A 20,023-nucleotide genomic window follows, 5' to 3' on the forward strand; every position below is an offset into this window, starting at 1 on the left:
GGCGGGACGCAAGAATCGTGCTCGCAAGGCGCATGGTATATAGACCCCCCTTAGAAAAACTCCATTAGAGTGCATTAATTTTTTTGCTAAAAACCGATATTTTTTTATAATTTTCCAACAAATTAAGGCACTTATGCCAAGTTATTAAACCACAATGTATCATTGTGTGAATAAAGAGACAATACCGTGTCTTATAGCACAATTGATTTTTAATGGTTGTGCTAGCCACCGGCGATCGGGAGCGGAGGAGTGCAGTGCCGAAATACCATGCCAACTGATCAGATTTCGACGCTGCAGGGCTTAAGAGCAAACTGCCCGGTATAGTGCCGGGCAGTTTGATGGGAGGGGAGTTAGAACTGCATCTGTGCCGAGAAGGCCAAGCTGCGTGGGGTGCCGAGGTAGTAGGCGTTCAACCAGTAATCCTTGTCGAACAAATTGTTCACATTAAAGCGCAAGGTCAGTGGGCGGTTGGACACCATGGTCTGATAGCGGGCGCCAATATCGGCCGTGACATAGGATGGCAGGCGGTCCGTGTTGGCATCATCCGCATATTGCTTGCCGGTATAGTAAACCCCGCCAGTGAGGGTCAGCCCCTCAACGCCGGGAATCTGATACTCGCTATATACCTTGGCAAACTGCTGCGCGACATTCACCGGCACATTGCCCGCGTTTTCCGATTTCTTCACCGTGGCATCCATCAGCGTCAGGCCGGTAATCAGCGTTAGCCGGTCTGTGGCCTTGCCGGTGGCTCCGAATTCTATGCCTTTGTGGTTTTGACGGCCATTCTGGCGATACGTGCTGATACCGTCGGCCACATCAATGTATTGGTAAGCCTTTTCGATTTCAAAAATAGCGGATGTCAGCAAGACCTTGCCCACACTGGCTTTCAGGCCGAACTCCTGCTGGCGGCTGACCATAGTCGGCATGATGGCATTGGCATTAGACACGCTAGTCGGCGCCCGTCCGCCTGCCTCCAGCCCTTCGATGTAGCTCAGGTAAGAGGTCAGCCATGGCATGGGTTTGTAAATCAGGGAAACCGCAGGTGAGGTACGGCTCTTGTCATAGGACGAGGTCTTGCTATTTGCCTCGTTGTAACTGAGGGACAGGATACGGCTACGGTTTACCCCGGCCAGCATGGACCATTGCTCGTTGAAGGTGATCAGATCGCCCAGCATTAGGTTTTCATTGAAATCGCGGCCCTGGGTGTAAAGCGATTTGGTATTGGCAGCAAACGTTGGCTGTGCAACATAGCTCGGGTTGCTGATGGAGAATGGACCAAGATAGGTGGAGGTGCTGTTGTAATCTGATCCGCGGTAGAGATCGGAATTCATGTAATAGCCGGTGGTGACCTTGTGCGAAATGCTGCCAGTATCAAAGCGAATGTCGGCAAATGCTTGGCCTGCATTGAATATATCCTCGGTGTCAGCGCTGGCCAGGGCGAGTTGTCGGTAGGTTGTTGACGATAGCGGATAGTTGTAGGTACCGGCCGTGCCTTCGCGGTTGATGTAGTCGCGCATATAGGCGCCGCGCAGGGTGACATGGTCATTCAGCTGGTAGGTGAGCTTGCCCATCAGCTTGGTGTTGTGGAACTCATCGCCACTCCATTTCTGGCCCCAGTATTTGCTGGTGTCGGGTGCGGATGGGCGCTGGACTCCACTTGCAGCATCCACATACCAGTAGGCCGAGGTGCCGTCGATTCGGTAGTGGTTGTAAGCCGCATTCAGCTCCAGCAAAAGCTTGTCGGTAATCTGCCAGTCAATGGCGCCGCTGATCAGCTCGCGCTGTATGCTTTGGTGATCAACCGCGGTGTCACCTTCCTGCTTGACCACATTCAGCCGGTAGCCAGCGCGGCCTTCGTCATCGATGCGGCCACCAAAATCGCCGTGGGCGTAATACTGGCTGCCGCCGTAATTCCCCAGCGTGACGCTGTTCAGGCGTTCCATGGTCGGGCGTTTGTAGACGAAATTGATCATGCCGCCGGGGCTGGCAGCGCCATATAAAAAGCCGGAAAGCCCGTTCAACACTTCCACCCGTTCTTTGTCTTCCATGGTGGCGGCGTGGTTGTAGGCGCGGCGCATGCCATCTTCCGCCGTGTTGTAACCGCCGAAGCCGCGAATATTCACATTGGGGCTGAAGCCAGTGATCTGCGGGGTGGTGGTGCGGGTCGATGGATTGAGCTTGTAAACATCATCTGGCGATTGCGCCTGGATATTCTGGATCAGCTCCTGCGGAATCACGCTCATGGCATAGGGCGTATCCTGCAGGCGCATGCTGCCGAGCGCTCCCACGGACGAGATGGTTTTTACCCGATAGCCATCCGCAGCCTTGCCTTCTTCCTGCAAGGCGCCATTGGATTCGTTGGCGGCCGACACGCTGACTTCAGGCAGGGTAGTGGGTTCGGCATGGCTTTGCGGTTTTTCCACATTGGCTGGATTGGGCTTGAGTGTGTAGCTGCCATTGCTGCCTTTCACCGCCTGCAACCCGCTCCCGGCCAGTAGCGCGGTCAAGGCGTCTTCTGGCTGGTATTGCCCATTGATCGGCTTGGCCTGCTTGTTGCGAACCAGATCGGCATTCACCCCGATCAGCATGCCGGTTTTGGCGGCCAGCTCGGTGAGGGCTTGCCCCAGTGGCTGGGCGGCGATCTGCAAATGGCTGCTTGGGCTGGCATCGGCGGCGTGGGCCTGTGTCATCTGGCACAGGCACGCCACAATGGCGAGATGTAAAAGTGAGGCACGGCCCCACGCTGGAGATGTTGTCATGGTTGACTCCCTGAGTTTGGTCATTGGAATTGAGAAGCTCTCAACTCCAATGACCGCGCCGAGGAAAAATCGGGCAGGTTGTATTGGCGGTTTTTTCTAAAAGTCAGTTATATAAAGCGCAAATCACCTTACTGATCAGGCGCGGGCTGGCGTGCGTCTGCGCCTGCCGTGTCCACCAGCACCACGAAGTTTGAATAGCGCTGAATGCGGATAGGCAATGCCTGTTGCAAGATGCTGAGTGCCTTGTCGCCGTCATCGGTGGGCAATACGCCGGTAAACCGCAGTGGCCGGGTATCGGTTCTCAGTTTGAGCAAGCCGGGGCGGTATTCCGCCAGCCGCGCAATCACGGCACTGAGCGGCGCATCTTCAAATACCAGCCGCTGCATGTGCCAGCTATCGGCGAGTGCTGGGGCGGGCATCAGGGTGTATGCCTGCTGGGCGTCAAAGCGCAGCTGTTCGCCTGCATATACCTTGCTGATGGTAGCTGAGTGTAGCGGCTTCACAGCTACCGTGGATTCCAGCACGGTGACGGTGCTGCTATCGACATCTTGTCGCACCAGGTAGCGCGTGCCGAGGGCGGTTGCCGTGCCATCGCGATTTTCCACTATAAAGGGGCGCTGCTGCGGATCGTGCGCCACTTCGGCCAGCACTTCGCCCTCGGTCAGGCGTATGGTGCGCGTGTGGGCATCAAAGCGGATATCCACGGCGCTGTGCGTGTTGAGGGTGATGCGGCTGCCGTCACTCAGGCTGATCTGGCGGATTTCGCCAGTTGATGTACGTTCATCCGCCAGCCAGTAGCGGGTGGTCGGCAGTTGCAGGCCGCCCAGCAGCAGCAAGGCGCTCAAGGCGCTGCCGATTAGCACCTTGCGTCCACCCTTGCCGCGTTTTGGTTTTGCTGTGCCGGCATGGTCTGCCAGGCTTTGCCACAGGGTTTCCATCTGGCGAAAAATCTCGGCATGGCGCGGGTGGCGCTGTTGCCATGCCTGGCAGGCCGCCTGCAATTGAATGCGCTGCGCTTCGGTATCTGCTTCCGTCAGCTGGATCAGCCATTCGGCGGCTTGCTGTCGTACCTCGGGCATTGTCGGCTCCGGCACGGCCGAGGTTGCTGAAGCAGATTGCGATGTGGGGGGCATGTCGTCGGGCATGGTCAGGGCGCGCCGGGGTAGAGCCGGGCATGGCAATGCACCAGTGCCCGTGATAGGTATTGCTTCACGCTGCTTTCCGAGACTTGCATGGTGGCGGCGATTTCGCGGTACCCCAGCCCATCGACACGGGCGAGCAGCAGGGCGCGCCGCGCTTTTTCATCCAGCTCTTCACTCAGCATCAGCAATACCTGCGCCAGCAATTGCCGCGCCGAGCAGATGGCTTCGGGGCTATGGCTGCTGTCATCGGCATTGAGCAGCGCGACTGCTTGCAGGGTTTCCTGCTCCACCTGGCGCTTGCGGAATTCATTGATCATCAGCCGGTTGGCGGTCACCAGCAGATAGGCCCTGGGTTCGCGTATTTCGGGGATAGTATCCAGCGCCAACAAGCGACTGAAGGTGTCGTGCGAAATATCCGCCGCATGGTGCGGGCAGCCCAGCTTCTTGCGCAGCCAGCCCATGAGCCAGCCCTGATGGTGGCGGTAGAGCAGGCTCAGCCATTGATTGCGCAGATGAATCTGGGGGCTCAGCATGGTTGGTGAGGCTGATTAATTCGCTGGGCTGGGCTTGGAGCCATCGCGCTGAGCCAGATGGCGCTTGCCGATGGCGTCTGCGGACGCGGCACGCTGACTTTGAAGCAGGCGTGACTTGCGCTTGCGTGCCCAGATAATGATGCCGGTGACGGAAAGCATGGTGACGATGACTCCCATCAGCGAGATCAGGATGCGCCCCGGCAAGCCGAGAATGCGGCCTGAATGTAGCGGAAACTGCGCCTGCATGAAGATATCGCCGGCACTGCCAGTGCCCGGCACAATGGCGCCCGCATATTCGCCCGTCTTGCCATCAAAATACAGCCAGGGATTGCCGAGCCCGCCATCGCCATGGTCGTTGTCCGCTTCAAAGAATCCCACGCCGTATACGCCATACTGCGGCGACCAGAAAATGGCACCGGGTGGCGCTTCCCAGCCGCGCATCCGCGCTTCGCTGGAGGCACGATCCAGCACGGCCTGACGCGAGATGACGGGCGTTAGCGGTTTATCCAGAGGGCTGGGGGTGATGGTGTCAAACGGGCTGGCAGTCAGCGGCGATATGCGATTCACCAGCGGGCGCATGACTTCCGTACCCAGGTTCATTGAGATGGAGGTCACCGCCATGATCAGCAGCAGCCCCCATACCCAGACGCCCCCTGAGCGGTGCAAATCAAAGTTGAGCGCATAGCCGCCTTTTTGCCAGCGAAACGCAAACGATTTGCGCCAGCTCGCGAAGTTGGGGAAGGAAATCCACAAGGCGATCAGGCTGTCGATCGTCCAGACGATGGCAATAATTCCCATGAACAGCACGCCCAATTCAAGATTGAAACCATCGGGGATATGCAGGCTGTAATGCAGCTTGTACAAAAACGGCAGCAGGTTTTCAGGAGCCAGCGAAATCTCGCCCCACATGCGCTTGCCCTGCACCTCGCCGGTGTAGGGGTTCACCGCCATCTGGTTGAAGTCCGGCGCATAGGGCTTGCCTGTGGCCGGGTTGAGCCGCGGCTGCACGAATAGCTGCAAGGCATGTCCGGCTTCTGTCGCCAGCGGCAGGTAAGTCACCATGATGGAAGGATTGGCTGCCTCGATCTCGTTAGCCAGCTGCAAGGAAGGCTGTGGGATGCCATGCGCCGGGGCTTGCAGCTCGAAGAGTTGCGGATTCAGCGCCGCATCCAGCTCATGATCCCAGGAAATGATGGCGCCGGTAAGACCGGCAATAAACAGAAAAATCGCGGTGGCAAGGCCAAACCAGCGATGTAACAGGGTAAGTGGTTTACGCATGACGCATCCAGCAGTAACGATAATTTAGGGGATATTATACATATCAAATACAAATCATTCTCATTTTGTACTCAGCCGTGATTCTGCATGAAAGTAGCGCTTGATCATGTGCTTGCACACTGGGACCTTATCCTGACTTTACGATTGAGCGGTTGTGGGATGCTGGCTTGTTTCATATAATGATAATTATTCTCAACTGTATGTGTAGGCCATGTCCCTGATTCTTTGTCCCCGTCGTCGCGATGTGGCAGAAATGCTTTATACCCAGCATCACAGCTGGCTACAGGGCTGGCTGCGCAAAAAGCTGGGCTGCGCGCATGGGGCGGCGGATATCGCGCAGGACACCTTCTTGCGCTTGATGGCTTCGCGCGATCTGCTGATGCTGCAGGAGCCGCGAGCATTTTTAACGCGCACGGCGACCCGCTTGCTGATCGATGATGCGCGACACAAGAAAATTGAAGCCCTGTATCTGGAAGAACTGGCGGCGCAGCTGGAGCATGCGCATGCGCCCGACCCGGCCAAGATGCTGGAGGCAGTGCGTGCGCTGGCGTATCTGGTCTCCGTGTTGGAAACCCTGCCTGAGAAGCCGCGTCAGGCCTTCCTGATGGCGCAGCTGGAGGAGTTGGGGCATGACGAAATCGCCAGCCGCCTGTCGGTTTCCAGCCGCATGGTGCGCAAGTATCTGGTGCAGGCGCTGGTGCATTGCCACGATGCGCTGGAACAGGTGCAGCCATGAGCGAGCTGGCACATCAACCTGCTCATGAGGCTGAAGCGCGGGCTGCGACAGTGCGGGCTACGATAGTCAGGCAGGCTGCGGAGTGGCTGGTGCTGCTGGCCAGCCGGGAGGCCAGTGCCGCGGATGAAGCGGCGTTCAATGCCTGGATGGCGGCGGACCCGGCACATGCACGCGCCGTGGGTGCCATGCGCGGCTTTGTCGGCAAGCTGAATTCAGCGGCGGGAGATGCCTCTCAGCGCGCCGTGCTCCGACAAGCCCTGCACAAGCCCTCCAACAGTCGTGGCTGGCGTGGCGCGGCCGCCGCGATGTTGCTGCTGGGTGCCATGATAGGCGGCTGGCAGTTGTTCAATCCGTGGTCGGCCATATTTGCCGATCTGCGCACCGATACCGCCGAGTGGAAAAACGAAGTGTTGCCAGATCAATCGCATCTGGCATTGGCCAGTGCCACGGCGGTGGATATCAAGTTCAGCGCGCACGAGCGCAAGGTGGCGCTGCTCAAGGGCGAGATTCTGGTGGATGTCGCGCCTGATCCGCAGCGCCCATTCGTTGTGCAAACCCCACATGGCACCATGCGTGCACTCGGCACCCGCTTTGTGGTTACGCTGACCGATAACGGGACCACGTTGACCATGCTGCACTCCAAGGTGGAAGCGCGCGCAGATGGGCAAGAGGATGCGCGCGTGGTGATGGCTGGCGAGCAGGTAGTGCTGTCCCCCGCGCATGTCAGCACCCCGGTGGCGATTGATGCTGAAGGCGTGGCCGCAGCGTGGAGTGCACATCAGCTGATGGTGCAGGATCAGCCTCTGAATCAGGTGCTGGATAGCCTGTGGCGCTATCGTCGTGGCATCGTCATGTATCGCAATACCGATATGGATGCCATGCACGTATCAGCCTTGCTGCCACTGGAGGATACGGACCGGGCGCTGCAATTGCTGGCGAGTAGCTTCCCACTGCGCATCCGCCATTTGACGCCATGGCTGACCTGGGTGGAGAAGGTGGAAAAGCCTGCCCCGGCCGACCAGGTTAGCAATGGGCCTGCGCAGGGTTCATAGCAAATAGCAGGCAAAAAAACTGGCAAGAAATGCAGCACATGCAGTTCCGCTTTTGCGGGTGACTACGTCATAGCTTGTGTAGACACCATCACAAAAGGGGAGCACATGAAGCAGTATCAGAAAAGTGGGAAGGGGCAGGCGCGATTGCTTGCGACAACGGCAGCGTGGACAAGATTGAAGCCCACCTGCCTGGCGGTACATCTGGCCCTGGGCACTATGCTTGCCATGTCGGCAAGCACGCAGGCAGCAGAGGTCGTGCAGAAGAGTTACCAGATTCCAGCGGGCAGTCTCGCCCAGGTATTGAACCGCTATGCGCAGCAGGCCGGTGTGCTGATTTCGTATGATGCCGGGCTGGTGAAAAACCTGAGTTCGCCTGGCCTGCAAGGGCAGTATGACGTGGACGCAGGCTTTGCCCGCTTGCTGGATGGCAGTGGCCTGCAGGTAAAACGCAATGCCGCCGGCTACGTGCTGGAAACTGCGCCAAAAACGGCAACGCCCGAGTCGACTGTAGTGCGTGATCAGACCCTGCCCGAGGTCGCCGTGGTTGCAAACGAGGAAAGAATGGCCGTCACCGAAAATACCGGTTCGTACACCACGGGCGAGACCAGCACCGCCACCCGGCTGGGTTTGTCCCTGCGCGAAACGCCGCAGTCGGTGAGCGTGATTACGCGCCAGCAAATGGACGACCGCGCCTTGCTGGGCTTGTCGGATGTGTTGCGCCAGACCACGGGCATCAGCGTCAACCAGAATGGCTCGGACGTCACCGATGGCGTGCAGTATTACTCGCGCGGCTTTGCGGTGGAAAACTACATGATAGACGGCATTCCGCTGTCGACCAGCGAAAGCTGGCAGTATCAGGTTTCCGACCTGGCATTTTATGATCGGGTTGAGGTGGTACGGGGCGCGACTGGCCTGATGAGTGGCGTGGGCACGCCTTCGGCTGCCATCAATCTGGTGCGTAAGCGCCCGACCAAGGAGTTTCAGGCCTCGGTCACCGGCATGGCGGGCTCTTGGGATAATTTCCGCGGTGAAGCGGATATCTCGGGATCTTTGAACGAAGATGGCAGCGTACGTGGCCGCATGGTGGGCGTGCGCCAGAGCAGCAACTCGTTTATCGATCGCATGAGCTCGGACAAGGAGATGTTCTACGGCATTCTGGAGGTTGACCTCACCCCCAGCCTGCTGTTTACCGCCGGCTTGGAATACCAGAAATACACCTCCAATAGCGCCAGCCGTGCCGGCCTGCCCTTGTTTTTCAGCAATGGCAGCCGTACCAACTGGTCGCGTTCGGCCAATTCATCGGCTTCGTGGGCCGACTTCAATCATGAGCAGCGCTCGTATTTTGCCTCGCTGGAAAAGCGGTTTGACAACGACTGGCTGGCCAAGGTCGTGGTCAACCAGCGGCGCAGCGATTACGACGCCCTGCTGGGCTATGCCATCTGGAAGACACCGAATACCGACGGCACCGGCATGGGCATGTACAAGGGCAGCTGGCTGGCCAAGCCCAAGCAGAACAGCATCGATGTTTATGCCACTGGGCCATTTAGCCTGTTCGGGCGCGAGCATGAGCTGGTGGTAGGTGTCACCGCCTCCAAAACCAGTTATCAGCGCACAACAAGCACTGGCTGGGCGCGTAGCGATATCGACAATATCTTTACGTGGAATGGCGCTACGCCTGGCTACGACGATATCCCGGTGACTGGCTCCGGTGCATTTGACAGCCACGAATCCGGTGCCTATACCACGGTGCGTCTCAAGCCCGTGGATGATCTTTCCATCATGATCGGCAGCCGTATCAGCAACTGGAGCACGCGCAACTTCTCCTGGACCACCAGTGGTACGCAGAATGCAACCGATGCCCGCAGTGAAAGCGGCGTGGTAACGCCGTATGCCGGTGTAGTGTATGACCTCAACCGTACCTGGTCCGTGTATGCAAGTTATACCGATATTTTCAAGCCGCAAACCAACCGTGGCTCTGACGGTACCTTTCTGGACCCCTTGACTGGCAACAGCAAGGAAGCGGGTGTCAAAAGCGAATTCTTCAATCGCAAACTCAACTTCAGCGCCGCTGTATTTGAGATTCAGCAGGACAATCTGGCACAGATCATTCCTGGCGTCACCATCGACGGCAATTCGGTGTATCGCGCCGTGTCCGGCACCAAGAGCCGTGGCTTCGAGGCCGAAGTCAGTGGCGAACTGCGCCCCGGCTGGCAAGTCGTGGCAGGTCTTTCGCATAGCCGCGCTAAGGATAAAGATGGCGAGCTACTGAATACCTATGTTCCGCAGAACACCATCAAGCTGTTCACCACCTATCGCATGAGCGGTGTGCTGAACAAGCTGACGGTGGGCGGTGGCACCAATTGGCAGAGCAAGACCTACACCGATGGGCTGGGGCCGAATGGCGACCAGCGCTTCACCCAGGATGCCTATGCCGTGGTGGACCTGATGGCGCGCTATCAGTTTGATAGCCATCTGTCGGCTGCGCTCAACATCAACAATGTGTTCGAAAAATCGTATTACAGCACGACCAGTTCGAGCTATTTCGGTACGCCGCGCAATGCCATGCTGACACTCAAGTATCAGTTCTGACGCGCGTCGTTTTGTGGCTTAACCGTGTCCGGTGCCTGAATTTTCAGGTACCGGCCTGTTTTTTTGTAAAGGATGGATGGATGCAGGTTTATGACGAAGGCAATGAGGTGAGCGACACCGAACTGGCGCAGCGCAACCCCAAGTCCGGCACATCCGGATCCAGCATGCGCTGGGCGGTGTTCTCACGCGTGATGGCGGCGATTGTTGGCGCCTATGTGCTGACGCTGCTGAGCATCGCCGTGCTGGCACTGGTATTGCCGATGTCGCGCGCGGAGTCGGTGTTGCTGTCCATGCTGTTGTCCTTCCTGATCTATGCCTGTGCCGTCCTTTGGGTGTTTGCCACGCGCAGTGCATGGCGGGCATGGTGTGGCATGTTGCTGCCTTCGCTGCTGATGGCAGCGGGGCTTGGTTTGTGGTGGAGTTTGAAATGAAAGACGCATTTAGAGCCTCCATGGCGTGGGTGCACACCTGGGCAGGCTTGCTGGTGTGCTGGGTGTTGCTGCTGATCTTTGCCGCAGGCACGGCCAGCTATTATCGCAACGAGATTACCTTGTGGATGCAGCCAGAGCTGCATGCCATTGCTCCCAGTCAGGATAGCCAGGCCCACATGGCCGAACGTGCGGTGATCGCCCTGCAACAGCGCGCGCCCGATGCCAAGCAATGGTTTATCGGTTTTCCCAATGAGCGCAGCCAGGGCCTGCAGATTTTCTGGGAAGACAAACTGCCGCCGGGGGTAGAGCCCACGCGCGAACGCTTTCACGATGTGATGCTGAATCCCGATACCGGCCTGCCGCTGGAGGTGCGCGAAACCAAGGGCGGCAATTTCTTCTACCGGCTGCATTTTGATCTGCATTATCTGCCGGTCACGCTGGCGCGCTGGATTGTCGGCTTTTGCGCCATGTTCATGCTGGTGGCGCTGGTCACGGGCGTGATCATTCATCGCCGCATTTTCAAGGATTTTTTTACCTTTAGGCCCGGCAAGGGGCAGCGCTCGTGGCTGGATGCCCATAACATCACCGGCGTGCTGGCTTTGCCTTATCACCTGATGATTACCTACACCGGCCTCATGCTGCTGATGTACCTCTATATGCCCACGCCGATCGTGGTTGCCTACCAAGGCAACAACCAGGCATTTTTCGGCGAGCTGTTCCGCGAAGAACCAGCGCCCGAGCCTAGCGGCCGTCCGGCCACGCTGACCTCCATCGCTGGTCTGGTGACCGAGGCGCAACGCATCTGGCAAGGGGCGGCGGGCGAAGTGAGCGTTGATCACATGCATATCAATAATCCCAACGATGCCGCCGCCAGCGTCAGCCTGGATAAAGCCGGGGATAACGGCCTGATTGAGAGCGGCATGTCGCTCACCTTTGATGGTGTCAGCGGCAAGCTGCTGCATGAGGTGGATGCCGAGCAGCGCGCCGTGGTGCAGACCGCCACCGCCATGCGCAGCCTGCACGAGGCGAATTTTGCCCAGCCCTTGCTGCGTGCCCTGTTTTTTATCAGCGGCCTGGGCGGCTGCCTGATGATTGCCAGTGGGGCGGTGCTGTGGACCGTGAAAAAGCGCCAGGCGCAGGCCAAGCGGCTGGCAAGCGGACTGCCGCCAACATGGGGATTGCGGCTGGTTGAAGCCCTGAATCTGGGGGCGATTGCGGGCCTGCCCATCGCCTTCGCCACGTTTTTCTGGGCGAACCGCATATTGCCGGTGGGGCTGGCAGCCCGTGATGAGTGGGAGATCCATAGCGTGTTTATTGCTTGGGCCGCTGTACTACTGCTGGCGCAGTGGCGCCCGGGGCGGCATATGTGGCAGCTGATGCTGTGGCTGGGCGGCCTGATGTGGCTGGCGCTGCCCGTGCTGAATGCCATGCTGACACCGCAATCGGCTTTGTTTACGACCGTGCTGCATGGCCCGGTTGCCGTGGCCGGGTTTGATATCACCGCCATGCTGCTGGGTGCGGCCATCTGTTTCGCGGCCTGGCGTACCGGTAAGGTGCGTAGCCCTAAGCTTTCTGCCCAGCCTAAACATCGCCGCGAACTGGCTGAAACGGAGGTGGCATGATGAAAAGCGCATGGCTTTATCTGGCGGCGTTTGCCTTGGCATATCTCGGCCTTGCCAGCCTGGCCTATGGCATGGAGCGCCATCACAAGCAGCTCACTCGCGCACATGCCTCTGCAGTCCTGAAGGCGCTAAAGCGCGTGACACCGCTGGCGGCATGGGGCTGGCTGTTGGCCGCCCTGTATCTGGCGATCAGCCTGGAAGGTGCTGGCCCCGGCAGTGTGCTGTGGTTGGGCAACCTCACGGCAGGGGCGATGTTGCTGGCCTTGATGCTGACCTATGCACCGGGCCTGGCGCGTGGCCTCGCCATGTTGAGTCTGCCGCTGATACTCCTCAGCATGGTGGGAGCGTATTGGGCTTAGGGCATGCTTGTCCTTAATATTCGGCCGCCGGACGTTGCATCTTGGCTGGCAGGTTTGATTTTTGAAATTTCATACGGAAGGTAATCCATCTTGACGCACTCTATTTTTTCGTGTTTTTTCGCTGTTGCCCGTGCGGGCGGTTTGCTGCTGGCGACCCTGCTGTTCAGCCTGTCGGCGCATGCCGATTATGTCTGGCTGGAGCGGGATGGCGCCACGGCCCATGCCTACCTGGGTGAGCTGCAGCCGGATCGTCCCGCTGCCAGCGTCGAATTGCTGGGCGATGCCCGCGCTTTCATGGCGGATAGCAAATCGCTGGCGACCACCATGCGTGACAGCCATTACACCGTTGCCAACCTGCGCGAAGGTGGCGACTTGCGCTTTACTGCCAAGCGCCAGTCATCCAACGGCGGCCTGCTGTTTTACCAGGCCAAGGCTGGCCGGGAAGACACCAAGCCAGTGAATGACCTGGAGCTGGTGCCGGACCAGGCGGGTGGCAATACGTTCCGCCTGTATTGGAAAAGCAAGCAGGTGCCTGCTGACCAGGTCAACGTGTACACCTCTGAAGGCTGGACGCGCAGCTTCAAGGCGGCAGCCGATGGTAGCGTGACTATCACCACGCCATTCCCCGGCCGCTATGTGCTGGAAGTGACGGCCAAGGTTAATGGCACGGTGGAATTGGAAGGCAAAAAATACGATGACGTACGCCATGTGGCGACTGTCAGTTTTGTCGTAGCAAAATAAACCCCTAAACGCAGTACCCATTTTGCCTGCTCAACCGTCATAGAAAGTAAGAGCCGAAAAAATCGGCAAAAAGGTGGATGACATGAAGAAGCAAACATATGGATGGGGACTGCTGGCCCTGGGCATCGTACTGACCGGCGCGCTGGTCTGGACCATGCGCGACACGGTGGAACGCGATACGCAAGCTGTGAGCAAAGGTGACATCGAGATCAATGTCAGCGCGCTGGGCACCTTGCAGCCACGCAGTTATGTCGATGTCGGCGCCCAGGTCTCGGGGCAGATACGGCGCATACACGTGGCCCCCGGCAGCCATGTGGAAAAAGGCGAGCTGCTGATCGAGATAGATCCCAGCATTCAGCAGGCGGTGGTCGATAGCGACCGAGCCACGCTGGCCGCACTCAAGGCGCAATTGATGGAAAGCCAGGCGCAAAGCGAGCTGGCCGGGCAGCAGCATCGCCGTCAGCAGCAGCTGGCAAAAGACGACGCCACGCGTGAAGAAGACGTGCAGACCGCTCTGGCCAGCTGGCGCGCCGCCGAGGCACGGGTGGACAATCTGCGTGCACAGATTGAGGGTGCTCAGTCCACGCTCAAGGGCCATGAAGCCCAGCTGGGCTACACCCGCATTTATGCGCCTATGGCAGGCACCGTGGTGTCGCTTGAGGCGCGTGAAGGGCAAACCCTGAATGCCACTTACCAGACCCCCATGATCCTGCGTATTGCCGACCTCAGCAGCATGACGGTATGGGCAGAAGTCTCCGAAGTCGATGTCACGCGCGTCAAGCCCGGCATGCCGGTGTATTTCACCCGCCTGGGTACCGAGCAGCGCCGCTGGCAGGGCAAGGTGCGGCAAGTGTTGCCAGCGCCACCTACGCCCGCCGGGCAGGGGCAGAGCAGTGAGACCAAGCCCGCCGCCTCATCCGTGGGCAAAGTGGTGACTTACACCGTGCTGTTTGATGTGACGAATGCCGATGGCGACCTGATGCCACAAATGACGGCGCAGGTGTTTTTTGTGGTGTCGCAGGCACTGGATGTGGTGATGGCGCCCATGCAGGCCCTGCATGTCAAGACGCCCGGCGAGTATGAAGCGCGCGTGCTGAACAAGGCGGGCAAGATCGAGGTGCGCGAGGTGCGCATCGGCCTGCAGGACCGCATTCACGGCGAAGTCTTGCAAGGCTTGCAGCCCGGCGATCAAGTCGTGACGGGGGAGCGCAATATCAGCCACTGGGCTGAGAGGTTTCAGTGGTGAGTGAGGCTATTCCGCTGATTGAGCTGCGTGCCATCCGCAAGTGCTATGGCGGTGGCGATACGCCCGAAGTGGAAGTGTTGCGCGGCATCTCACTCAGCATCCATGCGGGCGAATTCGTGGCCATCGTCGGCGCCTCTGGTTCCGGCAAATCCACCCTGATGAATCTGCTGGGTTGCCTGGACCGGCCGACCAGCGGTGAATACCTGTTCGCCGGGCTGGATGTTGCCGGGCTGGGGGCCGATGCCCTGGCCTGGTTGCGCCGCGAAGCCTTTGGCTTTGTGTTTCAGGGCTATCACCTGATCCCTACCGAATCCGCCCGCGAAAATGTGGAAATGCCCGCCATTTATGCGGGCCTGCCCGATGCCGAGCGCGCGGCGCGTGCCATCAGCCTGCTGCAGCGGCTGGGGCTGGGCGACCGTCTGGACCACAGGCCCAGCCAGCTTTCCGGCGGCCAGCAGCAGCGAGTGTCGATTGCGCGCGCGCTGATGAATGGCGGCCGCATCATTCTGGCGGATGAGCCCACTGGCGCGCTGGATAGCCGCAGCGGCGAAGAAGTCATGGCCTTGCTCAATGCCCTGGCCGATGCCGGGCATACCATCCTGCTGATCACCCATGATCGTGAAGTCGCCGCGCAGGCCAGACGCATCATCGAAGTGCGCGATGGGCAGGTGGTGGCGGATTCCCAAGCTTCTGGCCGTGACGAGAAATCTGTATCTCCTTCCATTGTGAACGCCACACCCGCTGCGGCTTCCTTGCTGGGCTCACCCCAGCAACTGGTGGCGGCCATGCAAGAGGGCAGCACCGCCCGCCCGGTATTCTGGAGCGATCTGCGCGAAGCGTGCCGCGCCGCCTGGCGCGTGATGACCATCAACCGGTTTCGCACTGCGCTCACCTTGCTCGGCATTGTGATAGGCGTGGCGGCAGTGATCGTCATGCTGGCGGTGGGCAATGGCGCCAAGCGCAATATCCTGTCGCAGATTTCGATGTTTGGTTCCAAGAATCTTTATCTGGAGCCGCAAGGCGAAAGTGCGCTGCAAAACGGCGGGCGCATCTCGCTGGATGACGTGGCTGCCGTGCGCGAGATTCCCAACGTGCTGGCCGCCATGCCATATCTGGAAGGCTTTTATACCGCGCGCTATGACAACCGGGATTTTCGGACCGAGATTGGCGGCGTCACAGTGGATTTTTCGCTCACTATCAACTGGAACGTGGCGCGTGGCACTTTTTTCAATACCACCGATGAAAACAGCATGGCAAAAGTCGTGCTGCTGGGCACCAGTGTGAAAAAAGCCTTGTTCCCCGATGAGGTGGACCCGCTCGGCAAATATGTGCTGTTGAACAATATTCCGTTTCAGGTGATCGGCCTGTTGGCTGAAAAGGGCGCGGGCCGCGGGCAACAGGACGAAGACAATCGCGTGGTGATTCCATACTCCACCGCCAGCAGCCAGATTTTCGGCAGTCCTTACCCTAACTGGGTCGCCATTACGCTGGACGATCCGGCTCTGATGCACGAAACCGAGCAAGCGGTGGATGCGCTTATGCTGGCGCGGCACCATATCAAGGATTACCGCCTGTTCAATGCCGCCTCGTTCATCAAGGGCCAGGCCAAAGCCAGCGATACCATGTCCCTGCTACTGGGGCTGATCGCGGTGGTTTCGCTGCTGGTGGGCGGCATAGGCATCATGAATATCATGCTGATGACGGTGCGTGAGCGCACCCGTGAAATCGGCATCCGCATGGCAACCGGCGCGCGTCAGCGAGACATCATGCGGCAGTTTCTCACCGAGGCCATGCTGGTTTCGCTGGTGGGCGGTGCAGTGGGCGTGGTGCTGGGCCTGTTGATCGGTGCGGTGCTGGTGGTGGCTGGTGTGCCTATCATATTTTCAATAAGTGCCATTCTGGGGGCCTTTGGCTCCGCCATGCTGGCGGGCCTGATCTTTGGCTACACGCCCGCCAAAAAGGCGGCGCAGCTGGACCCCGTAGTGGCATTGGCGAGCGAATGATGCAATTTCCTGATCTGGATGTACGTATGAATGCTGTTGGTGCGAAGGCAGTCCGCTTGGTTGGTGTCTTTAATCTGCTCGCAATCTCAAAGAAATGGCGCCTGCTTGGCGGCATGATGAGCATCGTGGCGGCCAGCTTGAGTGCATGTTCAAGCACGCCGCCGCAAGCCTTGCCTGCCACCTCGGTGCCCGGTCGCTGGCAATATGCCACGGCGAGTGTTGCCGCAGATGCCGTCTCGCAGCAATGGTGGCGGGGTTTTGGCAGTGATGAGCTGGATCAGCTGCTGACGCGTGCCCAGCGCGACAGTTTTGATGTGCAAGCGGCTGCCGCACGGGTGGAGCAGGCCGTGGCCCAGGCGCGGATTGCCGGTGCCCCCTTGTTGCCCGAGCTTAATCTCGGCGTCAACGCCAGTCGGCAGGATTATCTGGATAGCCATCGTAACGCAGATGGTTCCAGCCACACGGTGGCGTTGGCCGCGAGTTATGAAGTGGATTTCTGGGGCCGCAACCGGGCGCTGCGCGATCGTGCCCGCTATCTGCTGCAATCCAGCCGCCATGATCTGGATACCGTGCAACTGACACTGACAAGTGGCGTGGCGCGTCTTTACCTGCAGGTGCTGGGCTTGGCCGAGCGCTTGTCGATTGCCGAACTGAATGTGGCGAATGCCAGCCGGGTGCTGGATGTGGTGGAGGCGCGGTATCGTGCCGGAGCGGCGACTGCGCTGGAAGTGGCCCAGCAGCGCGGCTTGCTCGCCAGCCAGCAGCGGACGCTGGAAACCCTGCGCCAGCAGCTGGCCGATGGCAAAACCGCGCTGGCGGTGCTGATCGGACTGCCACCGGCGGAGCTGGTGATCGGCGGGCAGGGCTTGCAGGGCGTGCAAACCCCGCAGATTACGCCGGGCCTGCCTGCGCAACTGCTGGTGCGGCGACCGGATATTGCCCGCGCCGAAGCAGCATTGGCGGCGGCCGATGCCAATACCCTGGCCGCTCGCGCTGCCATGTTGCCGCGTGTGCAGCTCACCGGCAGCCTGGGGCTAGGCGGCGAGCAATGGAGTGACATGCTGGCGCACCCGATCTACAGCGTGGCTGCTGCGCTGACCGCGCCGGTGTTCAACGCCGGGCGGCTGGCGGCCGGGCGTGATCTGGCGCTGGCGCAGCGCACCGAGCTATTGCAAAACTACCGCGCGGCGATTGTGGCGGCATTTGGTGATGTCGAAACCGCGCTCAATGCCGTGCAGGCGATTGAGCAGCAGCGGCGCTGGCAAAGCGAAGAGCTGGCCCAGGCCGAGCGCGCGTTTCGCTTGGCTGAAACGCGCTACCGTGCGGGTGCCGATACCCTGCTGACCATGCTGGATGCCCAGCGCACTTGGTATAGCGCGCAGGATCAGGCCGTTCAACTTACCCTGGCCAACCTGCAAGGGCGCGTTGCCTTGTTCAAAGCCCTGGGCGGCGGCTGGCAACTCACACCGGCATCTGCCTCCTGATCCAGCTTGAATAAGGGCAGTATTCACGGCAAAGCCTTGGGATGACGGGCTGCCTGTGTCACAATTCCATCTGAAACAATTACCCTGCCTGTGTGGCAGATGATGGAGATGATGATGGTGGACGCATTGACGGATGCGGCGATCCAGCAGCTCAATCTGGGCTACAACGCCGAGGAAGACCGACTGCTGCTGAAGATAGGATTGGCGGACGATGTGGAGGTGCCAGTATGGCTGACCCGGCGCATCGTACGCTCCTTATGGAAACTGCTGCATCGCGATCTAGCGCCAACCGCCGCGGCCGCGGCTTCCGACATGGCCGCTACCCCGATTTACCCCACCGCCGCGGCGCAGGTCATGCAGGCCTTTGCCGAAGAAATGCGTGAGCTGACGCTGGCACAGCAAGTCAGCGAAAGCCTGGACATGACCGGAGCTTATGAAGAGCGCAGCCATCAGCTGGGCGACGAACCCTTGCTCGTCAGCGTATGCCGCATGATTACCGAGCAGCCGGATAAGCCGACACTGGAACTGGCGGCGGCCGATGGTCAGACCCTGCATTTCTCCCTGAGCCCCGAACTTGGCATGGCATTGGGCAGCATGCTGCAACTCGCCACCCGCGAAGCACAGTGGGATCTGGGCTTTGCCGATGGCCCGCTGCTGATCGATCAGCATGTGGTGCCCGCTGTTCTGCATTAATGAAAGCCACCTGTATTTTCAATGACTGAAGCGAGCCGTAATCAACAGCTGCTGGCGCGCAGCCTGCACGCGGTGTGGCATCCCTGCACCCAGATGAAACATCACGAACACCTGCCGCTGGTGCCCATCCAGCGCGGTGAGGGCGTATGGCTGTATGACATGGATGGCAAAGCCTATCTCGATGCCGTCAGTTCCTGGTGGGTCAATCTGTTCGGCCATAATCATCCCGGCATCAAGGCGGCCATCAGCCAACAAATGGATCAGCTGGAGCATGTTATTCTGGCGGGCTTTACCCACGAGCCCGTGGTGCAATTATCCGAGCGGCTGGCAGCGCTGACCGGGCTGGGGCATTGCTTTTATGCCTCGGATGGCGCCTCGGCGACCGAAATCGCGCTCAAGATGAGCTTTCATTACTGGCGCAACCTCGGCCTTAATCAAGGCAAGCCCAGCGCTAAAACCGGCTTTATCAGCCTGCAAAACAGCTATCACGGCGAGACGCTCGGCGCACTATCAGTGACCGATGTGGCTATTTTCAAGGATACCTACGCGTCCCTCCTGCGGCAGAGCATCCAGATTCCCAGCCCGGACTGGCGGCTGGCAGAAGCAGGCGAGAGCGCCGAAGCCTATGCCCTGCGCTGCGCCCAGGCGTTGGAAACCCATTTGCAGCAGCACCATGCCACCACCGCGGCTGTGATCGTCGAGCCTCTGGTGCAATGCGCTGCGGGCATGGGCATGTACCACGAGGCTTACCTGCAACGCTTGCGCGCCTTGTGCGATCAGTACGACGTGCATCTGATTGCCGATGAAATTGCCGTGGGCTTCGGCCGCACCGGCACGCTGTTTGCCTGCGAGCAGGCGGGCATACGCCCTGACTTTCTGTGTCTTTCCAAGGGCATCACCGGTGGCTATCTGCCTTTGTCGGTATGCCTGACGACCGATGCCATTTACCAGGCGTTTTATGATGACAGCACCGCGCGTGGCTTTTTGCATTCGCATAGCTATACCGGCAATGCGCTGGCCTGCAGCGCGGCCCTGGCCACACTGGATATTTTTGCCGAGGAAGACGTCATTGCGCGCAACCGCGACAAGGCGGCGGCGATGAATGTGCAATTGCAGGCCTTGCAGGATCTGCCCATCCATCACCTGCGGCAACGTGGCATGATCTGGGCATTTGATGTTGCGTCGGCCCACCCCGATTTCTCCCGCCAGTTTTACCTTGCTGCCTTGCAGCATGGGCTTATCCTGCGGCCGATCGGCAATACGGTGTATTTCATGCCGCCGTATTGCATTGCGCCGGATGAGATGTCCACCCTCGTTGACCATACCGCGCAGATACTGCGCAAGCTGGGTTAGCC

The 20,023-nt window shown here is 59.4% G+C and carries 16 protein-coding genes; 12 read left to right on the forward strand and 4 right to left on the reverse strand.

Annotated elements, in window-relative coordinates; translation table 11 throughout:
* Nucleotides 1–350 precede the first annotated feature (350 nt).
* The 4 genes from LG204_RS03125 to LG204_RS03140 form a co-directional block, all read right to left on the reverse strand.
* Entirely contained in the window at nucleotides 351–2,759 is a 2,409-nt protein-coding gene (locus tag LG204_RS03125) for a TonB-dependent receptor (RefSeq protein ID WP_230335897.1), read from the reverse strand.
* A 128-nt stretch (nucleotides 2,760–2,887) separates the two neighbouring features.
* Nucleotides 2,888–3,838, reverse strand: coding sequence for a FecR family protein (locus tag LG204_RS03130; protein ID WP_230335898.1), 951 nt, complete (start codon nucleotides 3,836–3,838; stop codon nucleotides 2,888–2,890).
* Nucleotides 3,839–3,906: 68 nt separating this feature from the next.
* Nucleotides 3,907–4,434 carry a sigma-70 family RNA polymerase sigma factor gene (locus LG204_RS03135; protein WP_230335899.1) on the reverse strand — a complete coding sequence of 176 codons (528 nt, stop codon included), beginning with the start codon at nucleotides 4,432–4,434 and terminating at the stop codon, nucleotides 3,907–3,909.
* Between the two features lie 15 nt (nucleotides 4,435–4,449).
* Nucleotides 4,450–5,712, reverse strand: a complete 1,263-nt coding sequence (locus tag LG204_RS03140) for a PepSY-associated TM helix domain-containing protein (protein WP_230335900.1) — start codon at nucleotides 5,710–5,712, stop codon at nucleotides 4,450–4,452.
* Between the two features lie 211 nt (nucleotides 5,713–5,923).
* Here LG204_RS03140 and LG204_RS03145 point away from each other — a divergent pair, with 211 nt between their 5' ends.
* The 12 genes from LG204_RS03145 (at nucleotide 5,924) to LG204_RS03200 (ending at nucleotide 20,021) form a co-directional block, all read left to right on the forward strand.
* A complete protein-coding gene (locus tag LG204_RS03145) occupies nucleotides 5,924–6,448 on the forward strand; it encodes a sigma-70 family RNA polymerase sigma factor (protein ID WP_230335901.1) in 525 nt (174 codons plus the stop codon).
* Entirely contained in the window at nucleotides 6,445–7,500 is a 1,056-nt protein-coding gene (locus tag LG204_RS03150) for a FecR family protein (protein WP_230335902.1), read from the forward strand. The genes LG204_RS03145 and LG204_RS03150 overlap by 4 nt, the downstream gene beginning before the upstream one ends.
* Before the next feature lie 105 nt (nucleotides 7,501–7,605).
* Nucleotides 7,606–10,089, forward strand: a complete 2,484-nt coding sequence (locus LG204_RS03155) for a TonB-dependent siderophore receptor (protein ID WP_230335903.1) — start codon at nucleotides 7,606–7,608, stop codon at nucleotides 10,087–10,089.
* An 80-nt stretch (nucleotides 10,090–10,169) separates the two neighbouring features.
* Nucleotides 10,170–10,520 (forward strand): DUF3649 domain-containing protein, encoded by a 351-nt coding sequence (locus LG204_RS03160; RefSeq protein ID WP_230335904.1) that lies wholly within the window; start codon nucleotides 10,170–10,172, stop codon nucleotides 10,518–10,520.
* Complete coding sequence (locus LG204_RS03165; protein ID WP_230335905.1) at nucleotides 10,517–12,142, forward strand: PepSY-associated TM helix domain-containing protein; 1,626 nt, start codon at nucleotides 10,517–10,519, stop codon at nucleotides 12,140–12,142. Before LG204_RS03160 ends, LG204_RS03165 begins: the two co-directional genes overlap by 4 nt.
* Nucleotides 12,139–12,501 (forward strand): DUF3325 domain-containing protein, encoded by a 363-nt coding sequence (locus tag LG204_RS03170; RefSeq protein ID WP_230335906.1) that lies wholly within the window; start codon nucleotides 12,139–12,141, stop codon nucleotides 12,499–12,501. Before LG204_RS03165 ends, LG204_RS03170 begins: the two co-directional genes overlap by 4 nt.
* A 90-nt stretch (nucleotides 12,502–12,591) precedes the next feature.
* Complete coding sequence (locus LG204_RS03175) at nucleotides 12,592–13,242, forward strand: hypothetical protein (RefSeq protein ID WP_230335907.1); 651 nt, start codon at nucleotides 12,592–12,594, stop codon at nucleotides 13,240–13,242.
* An 82-nt stretch (nucleotides 13,243–13,324) separates the two neighbouring features.
* A complete protein-coding gene (locus LG204_RS03180) occupies nucleotides 13,325–14,488 on the forward strand; it encodes an efflux RND transporter periplasmic adaptor subunit (protein ID WP_230335908.1) in 1,164 nt (387 codons plus the stop codon).
* Nucleotides 14,485–16,491: a MacB family efflux pump subunit gene (locus LG204_RS03185; protein WP_230335909.1), complete on the forward strand. Its 2,007-nt coding sequence runs from the start codon at nucleotides 14,485–14,487 to the stop codon at nucleotides 16,489–16,491. Before LG204_RS03180 ends, LG204_RS03185 begins: the two co-directional genes overlap by 4 nt.
* Nucleotides 16,488–17,975 (forward strand): efflux transporter outer membrane subunit, encoded by a 1,488-nt coding sequence (locus LG204_RS03190; RefSeq protein WP_230335910.1) that lies wholly within the window; start codon nucleotides 16,488–16,490, stop codon nucleotides 17,973–17,975. Before LG204_RS03185 ends, LG204_RS03190 begins: the two co-directional genes overlap by 4 nt.
* Nucleotides 17,976–18,089: 114 nt before the next feature.
* Nucleotides 18,090–18,668 carry a hypothetical protein gene (locus tag LG204_RS03195; protein ID WP_230335911.1) on the forward strand — a complete coding sequence of 193 codons (579 nt, stop codon included), beginning with the start codon at nucleotides 18,090–18,092 and terminating at the stop codon, nucleotides 18,666–18,668.
* A 21-nt stretch (nucleotides 18,669–18,689) separates the two neighbouring features.
* Nucleotides 18,690–20,021, forward strand: a complete 1,332-nt coding sequence (locus tag LG204_RS03200) for an adenosylmethionine--8-amino-7-oxononanoate transaminase (RefSeq protein ID WP_230335912.1) — start codon at nucleotides 18,690–18,692, stop codon at nucleotides 20,019–20,021.
* Nucleotides 20,022–20,023 lie beyond the last annotated feature (2 nt).

This window comes from Methylovorus menthalis (assembly GCF_020523625.1).
In the GTDB taxonomy this organism is placed as follows: Bacteria; Pseudomonadota; Gammaproteobacteria; order Burkholderiales; family Methylophilaceae; genus Methylovorus; species Methylovorus menthalis.